14 protein-coding genes are annotated in these 14,611 nt (G+C 61.7%); 2 read left to right on the top strand and 12 right to left on the bottom strand.

The features are described 5' to 3' along the window. Positions 1 to 192: 192 nt before the first annotated feature. The 9 genes from JFT44_RS09145 to gcl all read right to left on the bottom strand — a co-directional run bounded on the left by JFT44_RS09145 (position 193) and on the right by gcl (position 10,879). Positions 193 to 1,389: an MFS transporter gene (locus JFT44_RS09145; protein ID WP_198830572.1), complete on the bottom strand. Its 1,197-nt coding sequence runs from the start codon at positions 1,387 to 1,389 to the stop codon at positions 193 to 195. Between the two features lie 230 nt (positions 1,390 to 1,619). Beyond that, positions 1,620 to 2,624 (bottom strand): sulfate ABC transporter substrate-binding protein, encoded by a 1,005-nt coding sequence (locus JFT44_RS09140; RefSeq protein ID WP_057438843.1) that lies wholly within the window; start codon positions 2,622 to 2,624, stop codon positions 1,620 to 1,622. Between the two features lie 93 nt (positions 2,625 to 2,717). Continuing rightward, the gene (locus JFT44_RS09135) at positions 2,718 to 3,542 is read right to left on the bottom strand and encodes an ion transporter (RefSeq protein ID WP_057958971.1); all 825 of its coding nucleotides are present in this window, start codon (positions 3,540 to 3,542) and stop codon (positions 2,718 to 2,720) included. Between the two features lie 31 nt (positions 3,543 to 3,573). Continuing rightward, entirely contained in the window at positions 3,574 to 4,449 is an 876-nt protein-coding gene (locus JFT44_RS09130; RefSeq protein WP_169990455.1) for an urea transporter, read from the bottom strand. Positions 4,450 to 4,569: 120 nt separating this feature from the next. Continuing rightward, positions 4,570 to 5,985 (bottom strand): pyruvate kinase, encoded by a 1,416-nt coding sequence (gene pyk, locus JFT44_RS09125; protein ID WP_057958973.1) that lies wholly within the window; start codon positions 5,983 to 5,985, stop codon positions 4,570 to 4,572. After that, complete coding sequence (locus JFT44_RS09120) at positions 5,975 to 7,255, bottom strand: glycerate kinase (RefSeq protein ID WP_198830571.1); 1,281 nt, start codon at positions 7,253 to 7,255, stop codon at positions 5,975 to 5,977. Before JFT44_RS09120 ends, pyk begins: the two co-directional genes overlap by 11 nt. Positions 7,256 to 7,362: 107 nt before the next feature. Continuing rightward, the gene (locus tag JFT44_RS09115; RefSeq protein ID WP_057958974.1) at positions 7,363 to 8,253 is read right to left on the bottom strand and encodes a 2-hydroxy-3-oxopropionate reductase; all 891 of its coding nucleotides are present in this window, start codon (positions 8,251 to 8,253) and stop codon (positions 7,363 to 7,365) included. Between the two features lie 57 nt (positions 8,254 to 8,310). After that, positions 8,311 to 9,093, bottom strand: coding sequence for a hydroxypyruvate isomerase (gene hyi, locus JFT44_RS09110; RefSeq protein WP_057438848.1), 783 nt, complete (start codon positions 9,091 to 9,093; stop codon positions 8,311 to 8,313). Between the two features lie 10 nt (positions 9,094 to 9,103). After that, positions 9,104 to 10,879: a glyoxylate carboligase gene (gcl, locus tag JFT44_RS09105; protein ID WP_057438849.1), complete on the bottom strand. Its 1,776-nt coding sequence runs from the start codon at positions 10,877 to 10,879 to the stop codon at positions 9,104 to 9,106. Between the two features lie 268 nt (positions 10,880 to 11,147). On the opposite strand from gcl, the gene JFT44_RS09100 reads away from it, so the two are divergent. Further along, a complete protein-coding gene (locus tag JFT44_RS09100; RefSeq protein ID WP_057438850.1) occupies positions 11,148 to 11,588 on the top strand; it encodes a heme-binding protein in 441 nt (146 codons plus the stop codon). 112 nt (positions 11,589 to 11,700) lie between these two features. Here JFT44_RS09100 and JFT44_RS09095 read toward each other — a convergent pair whose 3' ends face one another. Beyond that, positions 11,701 to 12,159 carry a transposase gene (locus JFT44_RS09095; protein WP_170059858.1) on the bottom strand — a complete coding sequence of 153 codons (459 nt, stop codon included), beginning with the start codon at positions 12,157 to 12,159 and terminating at the stop codon, positions 11,701 to 11,703. A gap of 210 nt (positions 12,160 to 12,369) precedes the next feature. Then, positions 12,370 to 12,975, bottom strand: coding sequence for a TetR/AcrR family transcriptional regulator (locus tag JFT44_RS09090; protein WP_057438851.1), 606 nt, complete (start codon positions 12,973 to 12,975; stop codon positions 12,370 to 12,372). Between the two features lie 134 nt (positions 12,976 to 13,109). Between JFT44_RS09090 and JFT44_RS09085 the strand changes: the two genes are divergently transcribed. After that, complete coding sequence (locus JFT44_RS09085) at positions 13,110 to 14,024, top strand: DUF808 domain-containing protein (protein WP_198830570.1); 915 nt, start codon at positions 13,110 to 13,112, stop codon at positions 14,022 to 14,024. 3 nt (positions 14,025 to 14,027) lie between these two features. On the opposite strand, the gene JFT44_RS09080 is transcribed toward JFT44_RS09085, so the two are convergent. After that, complete coding sequence (locus JFT44_RS09080; RefSeq protein ID WP_198830569.1) at positions 14,028 to 14,570, bottom strand: hypothetical protein; 543 nt, start codon at positions 14,568 to 14,570, stop codon at positions 14,028 to 14,030. Positions 14,571 to 14,611 lie beyond the last annotated feature (41 nt).

Raw genomic sequence — 14,611 nt, 5'->3', positions numbered from 1 at the left:
GCCAACCCCTGTGCCGCCCCCGACTCCGACCCCACCGCCTATGCCGGCACCCGCTCCCGCTGAATCCCTACTCGCGATCTTGACGAGTGTGCTCCAGAGTACCCTCATGCTGTTGCAGGGGCTCATTCGGTTATTTGAGAAGGGCCAGGCAGGGCAAGGGCATCGGTAGGTGAGGGTTGGCACCTGATGGGTTCAGGCTCTTACGGTCGACGCGCCCCTGGACACACTCAAGAAGCGCAGCAAGGCCACCAACGGGAACGCGCTACCCACCAGGATCACCCCAAGCCAGCCGCCGTGTTCATACACACTGCTGGCAATCGCCGAGCCAAAGGCGCCACCGATGAAGATGCTGGTCATGTACAGCGCGTTCAAGCGGCTGCGGCTGTGGGCGTCGAGGACATAGATGGTGCGCTGGCCGAGGACCATATTCATCTGCACGCAGAAGTCCAGGACCACGCCCGTGACCATCAAGCCGATGACGCTGTAGGCCGGATGTACCAGCGCCGGTAGAAAACTCAGGGCCGCCAGCAACATGGCCAGCAACGAAGCGCGGTGGGTATGGCCGGCGTCTGCCAGGCGCCCACTGATCGGTGCTGCGATGGCGCCGAGGGCACCGACCAGGGCAAACAGGGCGATCTGGCTCTGGCTCAAGCCGTGGTTGCGTGAGAGTTCCAGGGGCACGGCGGTCCAGAACAGGCTGAAGGCAGCGAACAGGCAACCCTGGTAGAACGCCCGTTGGCGCAGCAACGGTTGCTCGCGCAGCAGGGTGGCCAACGAGCGCAACAACTGGCCATAGCTGGCACTGTGGTCCGGCTGGCGTTTGGGTACGGTCAACAACAGCACCACGCTGATAATGGCCATCATCGCGGCTGCGGCCATGAACATCGCCCGCCAGCCGAAGTGGTCCGCCACCAGGCTGGACACCGGCCGTGCCAGCAGGATGCCCAGCAACAGGCCACCCATGATGCTGCCCACCACCCGGCCACGGGACTCGGCAGGTGCCAAGTGCGCGGCCAGGGGAATCAGGATCTGCACTGATACCGAGCTGAAGCCAATCAGCAACGACACCAACAGGAACAGGTTCGGTTCTTTGGTGAAGGCTGCACCCAACAGGCTGGCGATGGCGACCACGGTGGTGATGATCATCAGCCGACGGTTTTCCAGCAGGTCGCCCAGCGGCACCAGGAAGAACAGGCCCAGGGCATAACCAATCTGGGTCAGGGACACGATCAGGCTGGCCATGGCGGGTGTCAGGCCGATGTCCGGGGCAATCAACTCAATGATCGGTTGTGCGTAGTAGATGTTGGCGACGATGGCGCCGCAGCAGAACGCAAACAGCAGCACCATGCCACGGGTCATGGTGGCGGTCGCGGGTGAGGTAGCGGTCATGGTGTTCTCGTTAAAACGGGGAAGGATGGCGTGAAGGTTAAAGGGTAGGCGAGGGAGGGGGTAAAGTGTTACTGATGATTTCAGTCATGCCTGGCATTAATGCCTTGCGCAGAACCTAATGTGGGAGCGGGCTTGCCCGCGATGGCGGCGTGTCAGGTTAGAAATACCTGGCTGATACACCGCTATCGCAGGCAAGCCCGCTCCCACATTTTTTGAACGAGTTTTGTCAGTTATTGACCGTTGTAGATCTGGTCGAAGACCCCGCCATCATTGAAGTGGGTTTTCTGCACGGTGCGCCAGTCGCCAAAGGTCTTCTCTACCGAGAGGAAGTCAACTTTCGGGAAACGGTCGGTGTATTTGGCCAGCACCGCTGGGTCACGTGGACGCAGGTAGTTGTTGGCGGCAATTTCCTGGCCTTCGGCCGACCACAGGTATTTCAGGTAGTCATCGGCCACCGCACGGGTGCCTTTCTTCTCGACCACTTTGTCGACCACCGACACCGGCGGCTCGGCTTCAGCGGAAACGCTTGGGTAAACCACTTCGAACTGATCGCGGCCGAACTCACGGGCAATCATTTCCGCTTCGTTTTCAAAGGTCACCAGCACGTCGCCGATCTGGTTGGTCATGAACGTGGTGGTCGCGGCACGGCCACCGGTATCGAGCACCGGTGCCTGCTTGAACAGCTTGCCGACAAAGTCCTTGGCCTTGTTTTCATCGCCGCCGTTCTTCAGCACATAGCCCCAGGCCGACAGGTAGGTGTAGCGCCCGTTACCGGAAGTCTTGGGGTTGGGCACGATCACCTGTACGCCATCCTTGAGCAGGTCCGGCCAGTCTTTCAGGGCCTTGGGGTTGCCCTTGCGTACGATAAATACGGTGGCGGAAGTGAATGGCGCGCTGTTGTTCGGCAGGCGGGTGACCCAGTTGTCGGGCACCAGTTTGCCGTTGTCCGCCAGGGCGTTGATGTCGGTGGCCATGTTCATGGTGATCACGTCAGCCGGCAGGCCGTCGATGACCGAGCGCGCCTGTTTGCTGGAACCGCCGAAGGACATCTGCAAGGTCAGCTTGTCGTTCGGGTGTTCGGCTTGCCAGTGCTTCTGGAACGCCGCGTTGTAGTCCTTGTAGAAGTCACGCATCACGTCATACGAGACGTTGAGCAGGGTGGTCGAGGCGGCCTGGGCGCCGATGGACAGTGCAAGGCCGGCGGCCAGGAGCGAAGCGCTAACGAGTTTTTTCACTGCTCATTCCTTGTTGTTCGCGAAGGTGGTGGCTTATACCCCACGACTATAGCCGCGGTGGCATAGACGCTTAAAGATTAAAAAGAACTTTGCTTATTCCACTTTTTTATAGAGCCCGTTGCCGCAGCGCGAACAGAAGGCCGCGTTGGGTTCGTGGCTGCTTTTCTTGCACACCGGGCAGTCGTGTTGCAATTGCTCGCCGCGCATGGCGTTGGCCAGTTCGGCGGTAAAGATCCCGGTGGGTACGGCGATGATCGAGTAGCCGGTGATCATCACCAGCGACGAGATCACCTGGCCCAGCGGGGTCTTGGGCACGATGTCGCCAAAGCCTACGGTGGTCAGGGTCACGATGGCCCAGTAGATGCCCTTGGGAATGCTGGTAAAGCCATGCTCCGGGCCCTCGATCACGTACATCAGGGTGCCGAACACCGTCACCAGGGTGCAGACGCTGACCAGGAACACCACGATCTTTTGCTTGCTGCCGCGCAGCGCCGACATCAGGTAGTTGGCTTGCTTGAGGTACGGGCTGAGCTTGAGCACCCGGAAGATCCGCAACATGCGGATGATGCGGATAATCAGCAGGTACTGGGCGTCGCTGTAGTACAGGGCGAGGATGCCGGGGACGATGGCCAGCAAGTCCACCAGCCCGTAGAAACTGAAGGCATAGCGCAATGGCTTGGGCGAACAATACAGGCGCAGGCCGTACTCGATGGCGAAGATCAGCGTGAAGCCCCACTCGATATAGGCCAGCACATCGGCGTAGTTCTGGTGCACGACGTCGATGCTGTCGAGCATCACGATCACCAGGCTGGCGAGGATGATCAGCAACAGGATGCCGTCGAAGCGCCGCCCGGCCGCCGTGTCGCTCTGGAAAACCATGACGTAGAGCCGCTGGCGCCAGTCGTTGTTACTGTCCATGAAGTCCGCCTGAATCGAAGATCTGCGAAGCCTAGGGGGATTCGAACGGGCTGTCCATGTTGGACCGGTGCCGCAGACGCAGGGTGGCGCGCACCAGCCAGCAGGCGAGGATAAACGGCGCAGTCAGCGGTGCCAGGTGCAGGCCGGCGAAGCCTGGGGCAAGCAGGCATGCCAGGAGGATGCCGAGCAGGGGCAGCCAGGGTTGGCGTCGGTACTGGCTGAGGGCCAGGGCGGCAAGCGCCGGGTTATAGCTGTGCAGGCCGAGCAGGGCGCCAGCGCGGTCGTCGAGCAGCAGGCCGAGTGCCATGCCGCTGCAGGCGCCCACCACGGCCCACAGCGCTGCGCGAGGGCTGGCCAGCAGCAGGCCAAGGGCGATCAGCACGCCGGCCAGTGGTTGATCCAGCAGCACGATCTGCCCCAGGCCGATCAGCGGAGCGCTTAGCCAGTCCAGGGTGTCCGGCGTAGTGATAGGCAGCGCGGCAGGTGCGACCGTGCCGAGCAACAGCCAGCCTAACCCGACGAAGGGCACGGTATAGGCAGGCAAGTCATCGCCATGGCCCGTGCGCTTGACCCATTGCCGGGTCAGGATCGCACTCAGGCCGCCGCAGGCCAGGATCAGCGGCGGCAGCAAGGCCGACCAGGCGAAATGCTGGCTGATCAGTAATCCCAGCAACACGCCGTTGTAGCTATAGAGCCCGGCCTGGCGCTCGGCCTTGGGATAGTCGCGGCGCTGGGCCGTGAGCAGGCCGGCGACCCCGCCCAGCAGCGCACCGCCGAGCAGGGCCGGGGCGCAGGTGAGGATCGCCAGCAGGCAGAGCAGGCCACACAGCGGGTGGCGTTGCAGGAATATCTGGCTGAAGCCGTTGAGCAGGGCTTCGGCCCAGTCGGGGCAGGTTGGGTTGGGCATGGTGAGGGAGTCAGGGAGACCGAGTTGCCCTTATCGCAGGCAAGCCCGCTCCCCTATTTTGATTGGCGAACCCAATCAAATGTGGAAGCTGGCTTGCCCGTGATGAGGCCCGAACAGACGCTAGATCAACGTCTCAATGCGCAGCGAGTTGGTCGACCCCGGTTGCCCAAACGGCACCCCCGCCGTGATCAACAAGGTATCCCCACGCTGTGCCATGCCTTGGGCCTGGGCGATTTCCAGCGCGGTGGAACACACCTCGTCCACCTGCCTCAAGCGGTCATTGACCACCGAATGCACACCCCAGGCCACGCTCAAGCGGCGCGCAGTGGACAGGTTGGGCGTGAGGTTGAGGATCGGCACCGCCGGGCGCTCCCTTGCTGCACGCAGGCTGGAGCTGCCCGACTCGCTGTAGTTCACCAGCACCGCCACCGGCAGGATGCTGCTGATCCGACGGATCGCGCAGCTGATGGCGTCGGACACCGTGGCATCGGCCTTGGGTCGGCTTACATCCAGTTGGGTCTGGTAGTCCGGGCCGTTCTCCACCTGGCGGATGATCTTGCTCATCATCTGCACCGCTTCCAACGGGTATTCGCCGGACGCGGTTTCGGCCGACAGCATCACCGCATCGGCGCCTTCGGCCACGGCATTGGCCACGTCGGTGACTTCAGCGCGGGTGGGGGCCGGCGAGAAGCGCATGGACTCGAGCATCTGTGTGGCCACCACCACCGGTTTGCCCAGCTGGCGGCAGGTGCTGATGATGTCTTTCTGGATTTGCGGCACGCTTTCGGCCGGCACTTCCACGCCCAGGTCCCCTCTGGCGACCATGATCGCATCGCTCAGCTCGGCGATTTCCTGCAGGTAGCGCACCGCCGAGGGTTTTTCGATCTTCGCCATCAAGAACGCCTTGTCACCGATCAACTCGCGGGCTTCGCGGATATCTTCGGGGCGTTGCACAAACGACAGCGCCACCCAGTCCACGCCCAGCTCCAGGCCGAAGCTCAGGTCGCGGCGGTCCTTGGCGGTCAGTGGGCTGAGTTCCAACAAGGCTTGTGGGACGTTCACCCCTTTACGGTCGGACAGTTCGCCGCCATTCAACACTGTGGTGTCGATCGCGTCGGCATGCTTGGTAATCACCCGCAGGCGCAACTTGCCGTCATCGAGCAACAGGTCCATGCCCGGCTCCAGGGCCTTGATGATTTCCGGGTGGGGGAGGTTGACCCGGCGCTGATCGCCCGGTGTCGGGTCGAGGTCCAGGCGCAAGGCCTGGCCACGTACCAGTTGCACCTTGCCTTCGGCGAAACGCCCGACCCGCAGCTTGGGCCCTTGCAGGTCCATCAGGATCCCCAGGGGGTAATTGAGCTGGCGTTCTACCTGGCGGATCCATTGGTAGCGCTGGGCATGGTCGGCGTGCTCGCCATGGCTGAAGTTCAGGCGAAAGATGTTCACCCCGGCTTCCACCAGCTCGCGGATGTCATCAATACCGTCGGTGGCCGGCCCCAGGGTGGCGAGGATTTTGACCTTCTTGTCAGGCGTCATGGGCAGCAGTCTCAAGTATCAAAATGGCGCGGAAGTCGTTGACGTTGGTACGGGTCGGCTCGGTGACGATCAACGCGTCGAGTGCCGCGAAATAGCCGTAGCCATTGTTGTTGTCCAGCTCATCGCTGGCCGACAGGCCCAGGGCCTCGGCGCGGGCGTAGCTGGTGGGGGTCATGATTGCCCCGGCGTTGTCTTCGGAGCCGTCGATGCCGTCGGTGTCACCGGCCAGGGCGTAGACGCCGGGCAGGCCCTTGAGGCTGTCGGTCAGGCTCAGCAGGAATTCGGCGTTGCGTCCGCCACGGCCATTGCCGCGCACGGTCACGGTGGTTTCGCCGCCGGACAGGATCACGCAGGGCGCCGCCAGTGGCTGGCCGTGCTGCACGATCTGCCGGGCAATGCCGGCGTGGACCTTGGCCACGTCCCGCGCTTCGCCTTCCAGGTCGCCGAGGATCAGCGGGCTGAAACCGGCCTGACGCACTTTCACCGCCACCGCTTCGAGGGATTGCTGCGGCCGTGCGATCAATTGGAAATGGCTGCGCGCCAGGCACGGGTCGCCGGGTTTGACCGTCTCTGATTCCGGGTTCTGCAACCAGCTGCGCATCGAGGCCGGCACTTCGATCTGGTAACGCTTGAGAATCGCCAGCGCCTGTTGCGAGGTGCTCGGGTCGCCTACGGTCGGGCCGGAGGCGATCACCGTGGCCTGGTCGCCCGGCACATCGGAAATCGCGTAGGTGTAGACCGTGGCCGGCCAGGCGGCCTTGGCCAGGCGCCCACCTTTGATCGCCGAGAGGTGCTTGCGCACGCAATTCATCTCGCCGATGGTCGCGCCGGATTTGAGCAGGGCTTTGTTGATGGCTTGTTTGTCGGCCAGGCTGATACCCGCTGCCGGCAACGCCAACAGGGCCGAACCGCCGCCAGACAGCAGGAAGATCACCCGGTCGTCTTCGCCCAGGTTGCTGATCAGCGCCAGCACACGCTTGGCCACGGCCTGGCCGGCGGCATCCGGCACGGGGTGCGCTGCTTCGACCACTTCGATTTTCTGGCAGGGTGCGCCGTGGCCGTAGCGTGTGACCACCAGGCCCGAAACCTCGCCCTGCCAGCTGTTTTCCACGACCAGGGCCATGGCGGCTGCGGCTTTGCCTGCGCCGATCACGATCACCCGGCCGCTGCGGTCGGCGGGCAGATAAGGTTCGAGGACTTGCCGGGGGTGGGCAGCGTCGATGGCTGTGGCAAACAGCTCGCGAAGCAGGTGTTGCGGATCGACCGACATAAGCGGGCTCCCGGATTCTTGTTATTGGGTTTGAAGCGTGGAATGAGGGCCAAATGTGGGAGCAGGCAAACCAGCTCCCACCAGGGATTGCATTCCGAAAGGGGGGGTTACTTATCGCGAATCGAGAAATTCGCCATATGCTCCAGCCCCTTGATCAGCGCCGAATGGTCCCAGTTGCCGCCGCCAATCGCGGTGCAGGTACTGAACACTTGCTGGGTACCGGCGGTGTTGGGCAGGTTGATCCCCAGCTCCTTGGCGCCGGCCAGGGCCAGGTTCAGATCCTTCTGGTGCAGGTTGATACGGAAACCCGGATCGAAGGTGCCCTTGATCATCCGTTCGCCATGCACTTCGAGGATCTTCGACGAGGCGAAGCCACCCATCAGCGCTTCGCGCACCTTGGCCGGATCTGCACCGTTCTTTGCGGCGAACAGCAGCGCTTCGGCCACCGCCTGGATGTTCAGCGCCACGATGATTTGGTTTGCCACCTTGGCGGTCTGGCCATCGCCATTGCCGCCCACCAGGGTGATGTTCTTGCCCATGCTCTGGAACAGCGCCAGGGCGCGTTCGAACGTTTGCGGCTCGCCGCCGACCATGATGCTCAGGGTCGCGGCCTTGGCGCCGACTTCACCGCCCGACACTGGGGCGTCGAGGTACTGCGCGCCGGTGGCGTTGATCTTCGCGGCAAAGGCCTTGGTGGCGGTGGGTGAGATCGAACTCATGTCGATCACCACTTTGTTCGGCGACAGGCCTGCGGCAACACCGTCGGCGCGGAACAGCACGTCATCGACCTGGGGGGTATCGGGCACCATGACGATGATGAATTCCGCTTCCTGGGCCACTTGCTGCGGGTTGGCCAGGGCCACGGCACCGGCGGCGATCAACTCGGCGGGCGCCTTGCCGTGGTGCTCGGAGAGGAACAGTTGGTGACCTGCTTTCTGCAGGTTCGCGGCCATGGGTTGGCCCATGATGCCGGTGCCGATAAAGCCGATTTTAGCCATGATGAAATCCTCTTTTTATTAGTTGTGCAGGTCTGGCACTGCCCCCTGTGGGGTTGCTCAGATGGCGTTATGGCTCTTGAGCCAACCCAGGCCAGCCTCGGTAGTGGTCAACGGCTTGTACTCACAGCCGACCCACCCCTGATAGCCAATGCGATCCAGATGTTCGAACAGGAACCGGTAGTTGATCTCCCCGGTGCCCGGCTCGTTGCGTCCCGGGTTGTCCGCCAGCTGGATATGGTTGATCTGATCCAGGTGCGTGGCCATGGTGCGCGCCAGGTCGCCTTCCATGATTTGCATGTGATAGATGTCGTACTGCAGGAACAGGTTGGCACTGCCCACCTGTTCGCGAATCGCCAGGGCCTGCGCGGTGTTGTTCAGGTAGAAGCCTGGAATGTCGCGGGTGTTGATCGCTTCCATCACCAGCTTGATCCCCACCGCCTGCAGCTTGTCGGCTGCGTACTTGAGGTTGGCGACGAAGGTTTTTTCCAGGGTGGCGTCATCCACACCGGCGGGGCGAATCCCCGCCAGACAGTTGATCTGGGTATTGCCCAGCACCTGGGCGTAGGCGATGGCCAGGTTGACCCCGGCGCGGAACTCTTCGACCCGGTCCGGGTGGCAAGCCAGGCCGCGCTCGCCGTTGGCCCAGTCACCGGCCGGCAGGTTGAACAGCACTTGGGTCAAGCCGTGGGCGTCGAGTTGTGCCTTGATTTCGGCGGAGCTGAACTCGTAGGGGAACAGGTATTCCACCCCACTGAAGCCGGCATCGGCGGCGGCTTTGAAGCGGGCGAGAAAGTCCTGTTCGGTAAACAGCATGGACAGGTTGGCGGCAAAACGCGGCATGGGGTTCTCCTTAATCGAGCAATGAAATGGCAGTCGGTGCGTCGTTGCCCACCAGTGCCAGATCTTCGAATTCGTTGACGGCGTTGATCTCGGTGCCCATGGAAATATTGGTCACGCGCTCCAGAATAATCTCGACAATCACCGGCACCTTGAACTCTTCGATCATTTCCTGGGCCTTGCGCAGCGCGGGCTGGATCTGGCCCGGCTCGAACACACGCAGGGCCTTGCAACCCAGGCCTTCGGCGACGGCAACGTGGTCGACGCCATAACCGTTAAGTTCCGGGGCGTTGAGGTTGTCGAAAGACAACTGCACACAGTAGTCCATTTCAAACCCGCGCTGGGCCTGGCGGATCAGTCCCAGGTAGGAGTTGTTTACCACCACGTGGATGTACGGCAGTTTGAACTGCGCACCCACGGCCAGCTCTTCGATCATGAACTGGAAGTCATAGTCGCCGGACAGCGCCACCACCTTGCGGCTCGGGTCGGCCTTGACCACGCCCAGTGCCGCCGGAATGGTCCAGCCCAATGGGCCGGCCTGGCCGCAGTTGATCCAGTGGCGCGGCTTGTAGACGTGCAGGAACTGCGCACCGGCAATCTGCGACAGGCCGATGGTGCTGACGTAGCAGGTGTCTTTGCCGAACACCTGGTTCATCTCTTCGTACACCCGTTGCGGCTTGACCGGGACGTTGTCGAAGTGGGTCTTGCGGTGCAGGGTGGCTTTGCGCTGCTGGCAATCATGCAGCCAGGCGCTGCGGTCCTTGAGCTTGCCGGCGGCTTTCCACTCGCGGGCCACTTCGATAAACATCGTCAGCGCGGCACCGGCGTCGGACACGATGCCCAGGTCCGGGGTGAACACACGGCCGATTTGCGTCGGCTCGATGTCAACGTGAATGAACTTGCGACCTTCGGTATACACCTCCACCGAGCCGGTGTGACGGTTGGCCCAGCGGTTGCCGACGCCCAATACCACGTCGGACTTGAGCATCGTAGCGTTGCCATAACGGTGTGAGGTTTGCAGGCCGACCATGCCCACCATCAGCGGGTGATCGTCGGGGATGGTGCCCCAGCCCATCAGCGTCGGGATCACTGGGATACCGGTCAGTTCGGCAAATTCCACCAACAGCTCGCTGGCGTCGGCATTGATCACGCCGCCGCCGCTGACCAGCAGCGGGCGTTCAGCCTGGTCGAGCATGGCCAGGGCTTTCTCGACCTGGATGCGTGTGGCCAGTGGCTTGGCCAACGGCAGTGGCTGGTAGGCGTCGATGTCGAACTCGATCTCGGCCATCTGCACGTCGAACGGCAAGTCGATCAGCACCGGGCCGGGGCGCCCGGAGCGCATTTCATAGAAGGCTTTCTGGAACGCATACGGCACTTGGCCAGGTTCGAGCACGGTGGTCGCCCACTTGGTCACTGGCTTGACGATGCTGGTGATGTCCACGGCCTGGAAGTCTTCCTTGTGCATGCGGGCACGGGGCGCTTGCCCGGTGATGCACAGGATCGGGATCGAGTCGGCCGAGGCGCTGTACAGGCCGGTGACCATGTCAGTGCCCGCCGGGCCAGAAGTGCCGATGCACACGCCGATATTGCCGGCCTTGGTGCGGGTATACCCCTCGGCCATGTGCGAAGCGCCTTCCACGTGGCGAGCGAGGACGTGATCGATGCCGCCGACCTTTTGCAGGGCCGAATACAACGGGTTGATCGCGGCGCCTGGGATACCGAAGGCGGTGTCTACACCCTCACGGCGCATCACCAGAACGGCGGCTTCGATTGCTCTCATTTTGCTCATGGTTTTGGTGCCTCTTGCGTTTTGTAATTGTATACAAGTGGTGTTGCTTCAAAGTGTATTCACGGCGAGCGGCGCAGGTCAATCCATTTTATTCTCACGCCTGTGCATTCGTCGGAAGGCTTTTTAGCGGGATTATTTCGACGTATGGTGCGTATGTTTCGAAATATTGTATACAAAAAATTAATCTATTGTGTTCTATTTGTTGCATCCGGCTTCTGATCATTCAGAGCCCAAAGGCTTTCTCAATAACAAGATAAGGACGGCACCCATGAGCGCTCTAACCTTGAAAGTCGCAGTCAACCTGGTCAGCCAGGCCATCACCGCTGGCCGCACCATTGCCGCTGCACCGCTGACCATCGCGGTGCTCGACAGCGGCGGGCACCTGATCACCCTGCAACGCGAAGACGGCGCCAGCCTGCTGCGCCCGCAAATCGCTATCGGCAAGGCCTGGGGCGCGATTGCCCTGGGCAAGGGCTCGCGCCTGCTGGCCCTGGATGCCCAGCAACGCCCGGCATTTATCGCCGCGCTGAACAGCCTGGGGCAGGGCGGCGTGGTGCCGGCGCCGGGCGGCGTGTTGATCCGGGACCCGGCAGGGGTGGTGCTGGGGGCGATCGGGATCAGTGGGGATACGTCGGATATTGATGAGCAGTGCGCGATCAGCGCGATTGAAGGGGTGGGGTTGTTGGCGGATGCGGGGGTGAGTGCTTGATTTCTCGGGGCTTGTAAGAACCTCATCGCGAGCAAGCCCGCGTTTTGACCTGTGAACACGGTCAAAATGTGGGAGCGGGCTTGCTCGCGATAGGGGCGACTCGGTCTTAAACCTAAACCCAAATTGCATCCCACAACGGATAGTCGCCAATCCTCTCCACCAATCCCGCCCTCAATGGGTTGGCCACCACATACCTAGCCATCTTCACCAGATCATCCTCCTTGCGCAGCGCGCGATCATGAAAACTGGTTTGCCAAAGCCTTCCCTTGCGGCCAGTGGCACCATTGACTGAACGGGTGCTTTTGGATTTTACCTGGCACATCAAGTCCCCCAGGGAGCCCTTTTGCAGGTCGATCAGCCAGTGAAAGTGGTCGGGCATCACCACCCAGGCCAGAGAGTTCGCCAGCCCTTGATAGTGGGCAAGCCTGAACTGCCAGACCACCAGGCGGCCCAGGTGGAAATCGCTGAAGATCGGCACGCGCTCGTGGGTGTTGGTGGTGATTAGGTAGATGCGGTTGGTTTCGCTGAACCGGCCAATGCGTAGGCGGTGTGAGGTGGCTCGATCAGGCATTCCGTTGCCTCTCTTCAGATGGGGTCTTGAGAGGCTAGATCGAGGAGTTTGAGGCTGATGGGCAGGCTTTTGGCAGGATGTGTCTGGGAGGGCACTTTCGCGAGCAAGCCCGCTCCCACATGGGATCTTCGTTGTTCATACATTTTGTGTCTGGCACAGTTCTAGTGTGGGAGCGGGCTTGCTCGCGAATCTTGGCCACACCACGGTCCCTCAGTCCGGCTCACACCCCTTCAACACCAGCCGAATAATCGTCTGCGCCGCCGCTTCATAATCGGCCTCATCCAGCTTGGCCTTGCCGGTCACCGCTGAGATCTGCCAGTCGAAGTCGGCATAGGTCTGGGTCGCTGCCCAGATGCTGAACATCAGGTGGTTGGGGTCGATGGCGGCGATCAGGCCGCGATCGACCCAGCTCTGGATGCAGTCGATGTTGTGCTTGGCCTGGGCGTTGAGCTGCTGCACCTGCTCGGGGCTCAGGTGTGGCGCGCCGTGCATGATTTCGCTGGCGAACACTTTCGAGGCAAAGGGCAGATCGCGGGAGATGCTGATCTTCGAGCGAATATAGCTGCTCAGTACTTGCTTGGGGTCACCGTCCGGGTTGAAGGGGGTGGAGGCGGCCAGGATCGGCTCGATGATGCTTTCGAGCACCTCGCGGTAGAGGTTGTCCTTGGACTTGAAGTAGTAATAGACGTTGGGTTTGGGTAGCCCGGCCTTGGCGGCGATGTCGCTGGTTTTGGTCGCGGCGAAGCCCTTGTCGGCAAACTCCTCGCTGGCTGCCCGCAGGATCAGTTCTTTGTTGCGCTCGCGAATGGTGCTCATAGACCAGATGATTCCTTGCCAGGACAGGCGGTTGCGCATGGTAGCACCGGCGATCCGCGGGCCTCAAGAATCTGCCCGCGACGCTTTGTACCACGCTATGCTGCGAAATATCCCACATTAAGGACGTCCGATTCATGGCAGGAAGCAGCTTGTTGGTATTGATTGATGACATCGCCGCCGTCCTCGACGACGTGGCCCTGATGACAAAAATGGCCGCCAAGAAAACCGCCGGGGTGCTGGGGGATGACTTGGCGCTCAATGCCCAGCAAGTTTCCGGCGTGCGCGCCGAGCGGGAAATCCCGGTGGTGTGGGCGGTTGCCAAGGGCTCGTTTATCAACAAGCTGATCCTGGTGCCCACCGCGCTGTTGATCAGCGCCTTCGCGCCCTGGGCGGTCACCCCACTGTTGATGCTCGGCGGCGCCTATCTGTGTTTCGAGGGCTTTGAAAAGCTCGCTCATAAATTCCTCCACAGCAAGGCCGAAGATCAGGCCGAACATGCCCAGTTGGTCGCAGCCGTGGCCGATCCGGCAACGGACCTGGTGGCCTTCGAAAAGGACAAGATCAAGGGCGCCATCCGCACCGACTTTATCCTCTCGGCTGAAATCATCGCGATCACCCTGGGCACCGTGGCGGATGCGCCGTTGATGCAGCAAGTGATCGTGCTGTCGGGCATCGCCCTGGTCATGACCATCGGCGTGTACGGCCTGGTGGCCGGTATCGTCAAGCTCGATGACCTGGGCCTGTGGATGTCGCAAAAGCCCGGCCAGTGGGTACGTGATATCGGCAACGGACTTCTGCGAACCGCACCGTACATGATGAAAAGCCTGTCGGTGATCGGCACGGCGGCAATGTTCATGGTCGGTGGCGGCATCCTCACCCACGGCGTGCCCGCGGTGCATCACTGGATTGAAAGCGTGAGCCAGAGCATCGGTGGCATCTCCTGGCTGGTGCCGACCCTGCTCAATGCCGTCGCGGGGATCATCGCCGGGGCGGTGGTGCTGGCGCTGGTGTCTGTAGCGAGCAAGGCGTGGCGCGCCTTGAGGGGCTAGGCGTTACCGCAGCGCGCTGTAGCCTTTTTCGCTGAATGCCTTGAACAGCTGCGCTTCCGAGCCTGCGGAAACACTGCCGAACTGGCCAAAACCCTGTACGTGCTGATCGTTTTGCTGGGCTGGGCCCTGACGCTCCAAGTCCTCGCGGCCATCAATATAGGTTGCCACTTTGGCCAGGTTATAGGCGGCATTGGCACGTGATTCGGGGTCGCGATTGGCTGTGCTCCAATCGCCGGTTTGCTGCTTGAGCTGATTGATGAAGTTGCTTGCAAAAGGACCATCTTGTTTGAGGATGTCCTTGAGGATCGGGGTGTCTTTGAAGATTTGCCCTGCGCTGCGATTATCGCCGCGCGGTCGGCCATAGGCGCCTCTGGGGGCGTCCAGATGAGGTTTTGTTGAGGCTTGGGATTCAGCCGTCGGGGGCGCGGCGAGGGTGGGTGCCGTGAGGGTGGGTTGGGAAACCGATATCGTCATGTTGAAGTTCCACTGGAAAGTTCGAGGTGGGCAGAGTGCGGTCAGCCTGTTTTGTGTCGGGCTTATCAGCATGGGGGCCTGGACTTTAAGTGGCAGGGGCGTACGAACTGGTT

Origin of the sequence: Pseudomonas sp. MF5691, from assembly GCF_016405645.1 — a bacterium.
In the GTDB taxonomy this organism is placed as follows: domain Bacteria; phylum Pseudomonadota; class Gammaproteobacteria; order Pseudomonadales; family Pseudomonadaceae; genus Aquipseudomonas; species Aquipseudomonas shahriarae.
Note: the sequence above shows the minus strand (reverse complement) of the source record. Positions and strands in the feature narration are given on the sequence as shown.

What these genes read in the sequence shown, in the direction of transcription:
- JFT44_RS09135 (WP_057958971.1), bottom strand. Translation starts at nt 3,542, where the DNA reads ATGGACAGTAACAACGACTGGCGCCAGCGGCTCTACGTCATGGTTTTC.
- JFT44_RS09095 (WP_170059858.1), bottom strand. Translation starts at nt 12,159, where the DNA reads ATGCCTGATCGAGCCACCTCACACCGCCTACGCATTGGCCGGTTCAGC.
- JFT44_RS09145 (WP_198830572.1), bottom strand. Translation starts at nt 1,389, where the DNA reads ATGACCGCTACCTCACCCGCGACCGCCACCATGACCCGTGGCATGGTG.
- JFT44_RS09090 (WP_057438851.1), bottom strand. Translation starts at nt 12,975, where the DNA reads ATGAGCACCATTCGCGAGCGCAACAAAGAACTGATCCTGCGGGCAGCC.
- JFT44_RS09080 (WP_198830569.1), bottom strand. Translation starts at nt 14,570, where the DNA reads ATGCTGATAAGCCCGACACAAAACAGGCTGACCGCACTCTGCCCACCT.
- gcl (WP_057438849.1), bottom strand. Translation starts at nt 10,879, where the DNA reads ATGAGCAAAATGAGAGCAATCGAAGCCGCCGTTCTGGTGATGCGCCGT.
- JFT44_RS09130 (WP_169990455.1), bottom strand. Translation starts at nt 4,449, where the DNA reads ATGCCCAACCCAACCTGCCCCGACTGGGCCGAAGCCCTGCTCAACGGC.
- pyk (WP_057958973.1), bottom strand. Translation starts at nt 5,985, where the DNA reads ATGACGCCTGACAAGAAGGTCAAAATCCTCGCCACCCTGGGGCCGGCC.
- hyi (WP_057438848.1), bottom strand. Translation starts at nt 9,093, where the DNA reads ATGCCGCGTTTTGCCGCCAACCTGTCCATGCTGTTTACCGAACAGGAC.
- JFT44_RS09100 (WP_057438850.1), top strand. Translation starts at nt 11,148, where the DNA reads ATGAGCGCTCTAACCTTGAAAGTCGCAGTCAACCTGGTCAGCCAGGCC.
- JFT44_RS09120 (WP_198830571.1), bottom strand. Translation starts at nt 7,255, where the DNA reads ATGTCGGTCGATCCGCAACACCTGCTTCGCGAGCTGTTTGCCACAGCC.
- JFT44_RS09115 (WP_057958974.1), bottom strand. Translation starts at nt 8,253, where the DNA reads ATGGCTAAAATCGGCTTTATCGGCACCGGCATCATGGGCCAACCCATG.
- JFT44_RS09085 (WP_198830570.1), top strand. Translation starts at nt 13,110, where the DNA reads ATGGCAGGAAGCAGCTTGTTGGTATTGATTGATGACATCGCCGCCGTC.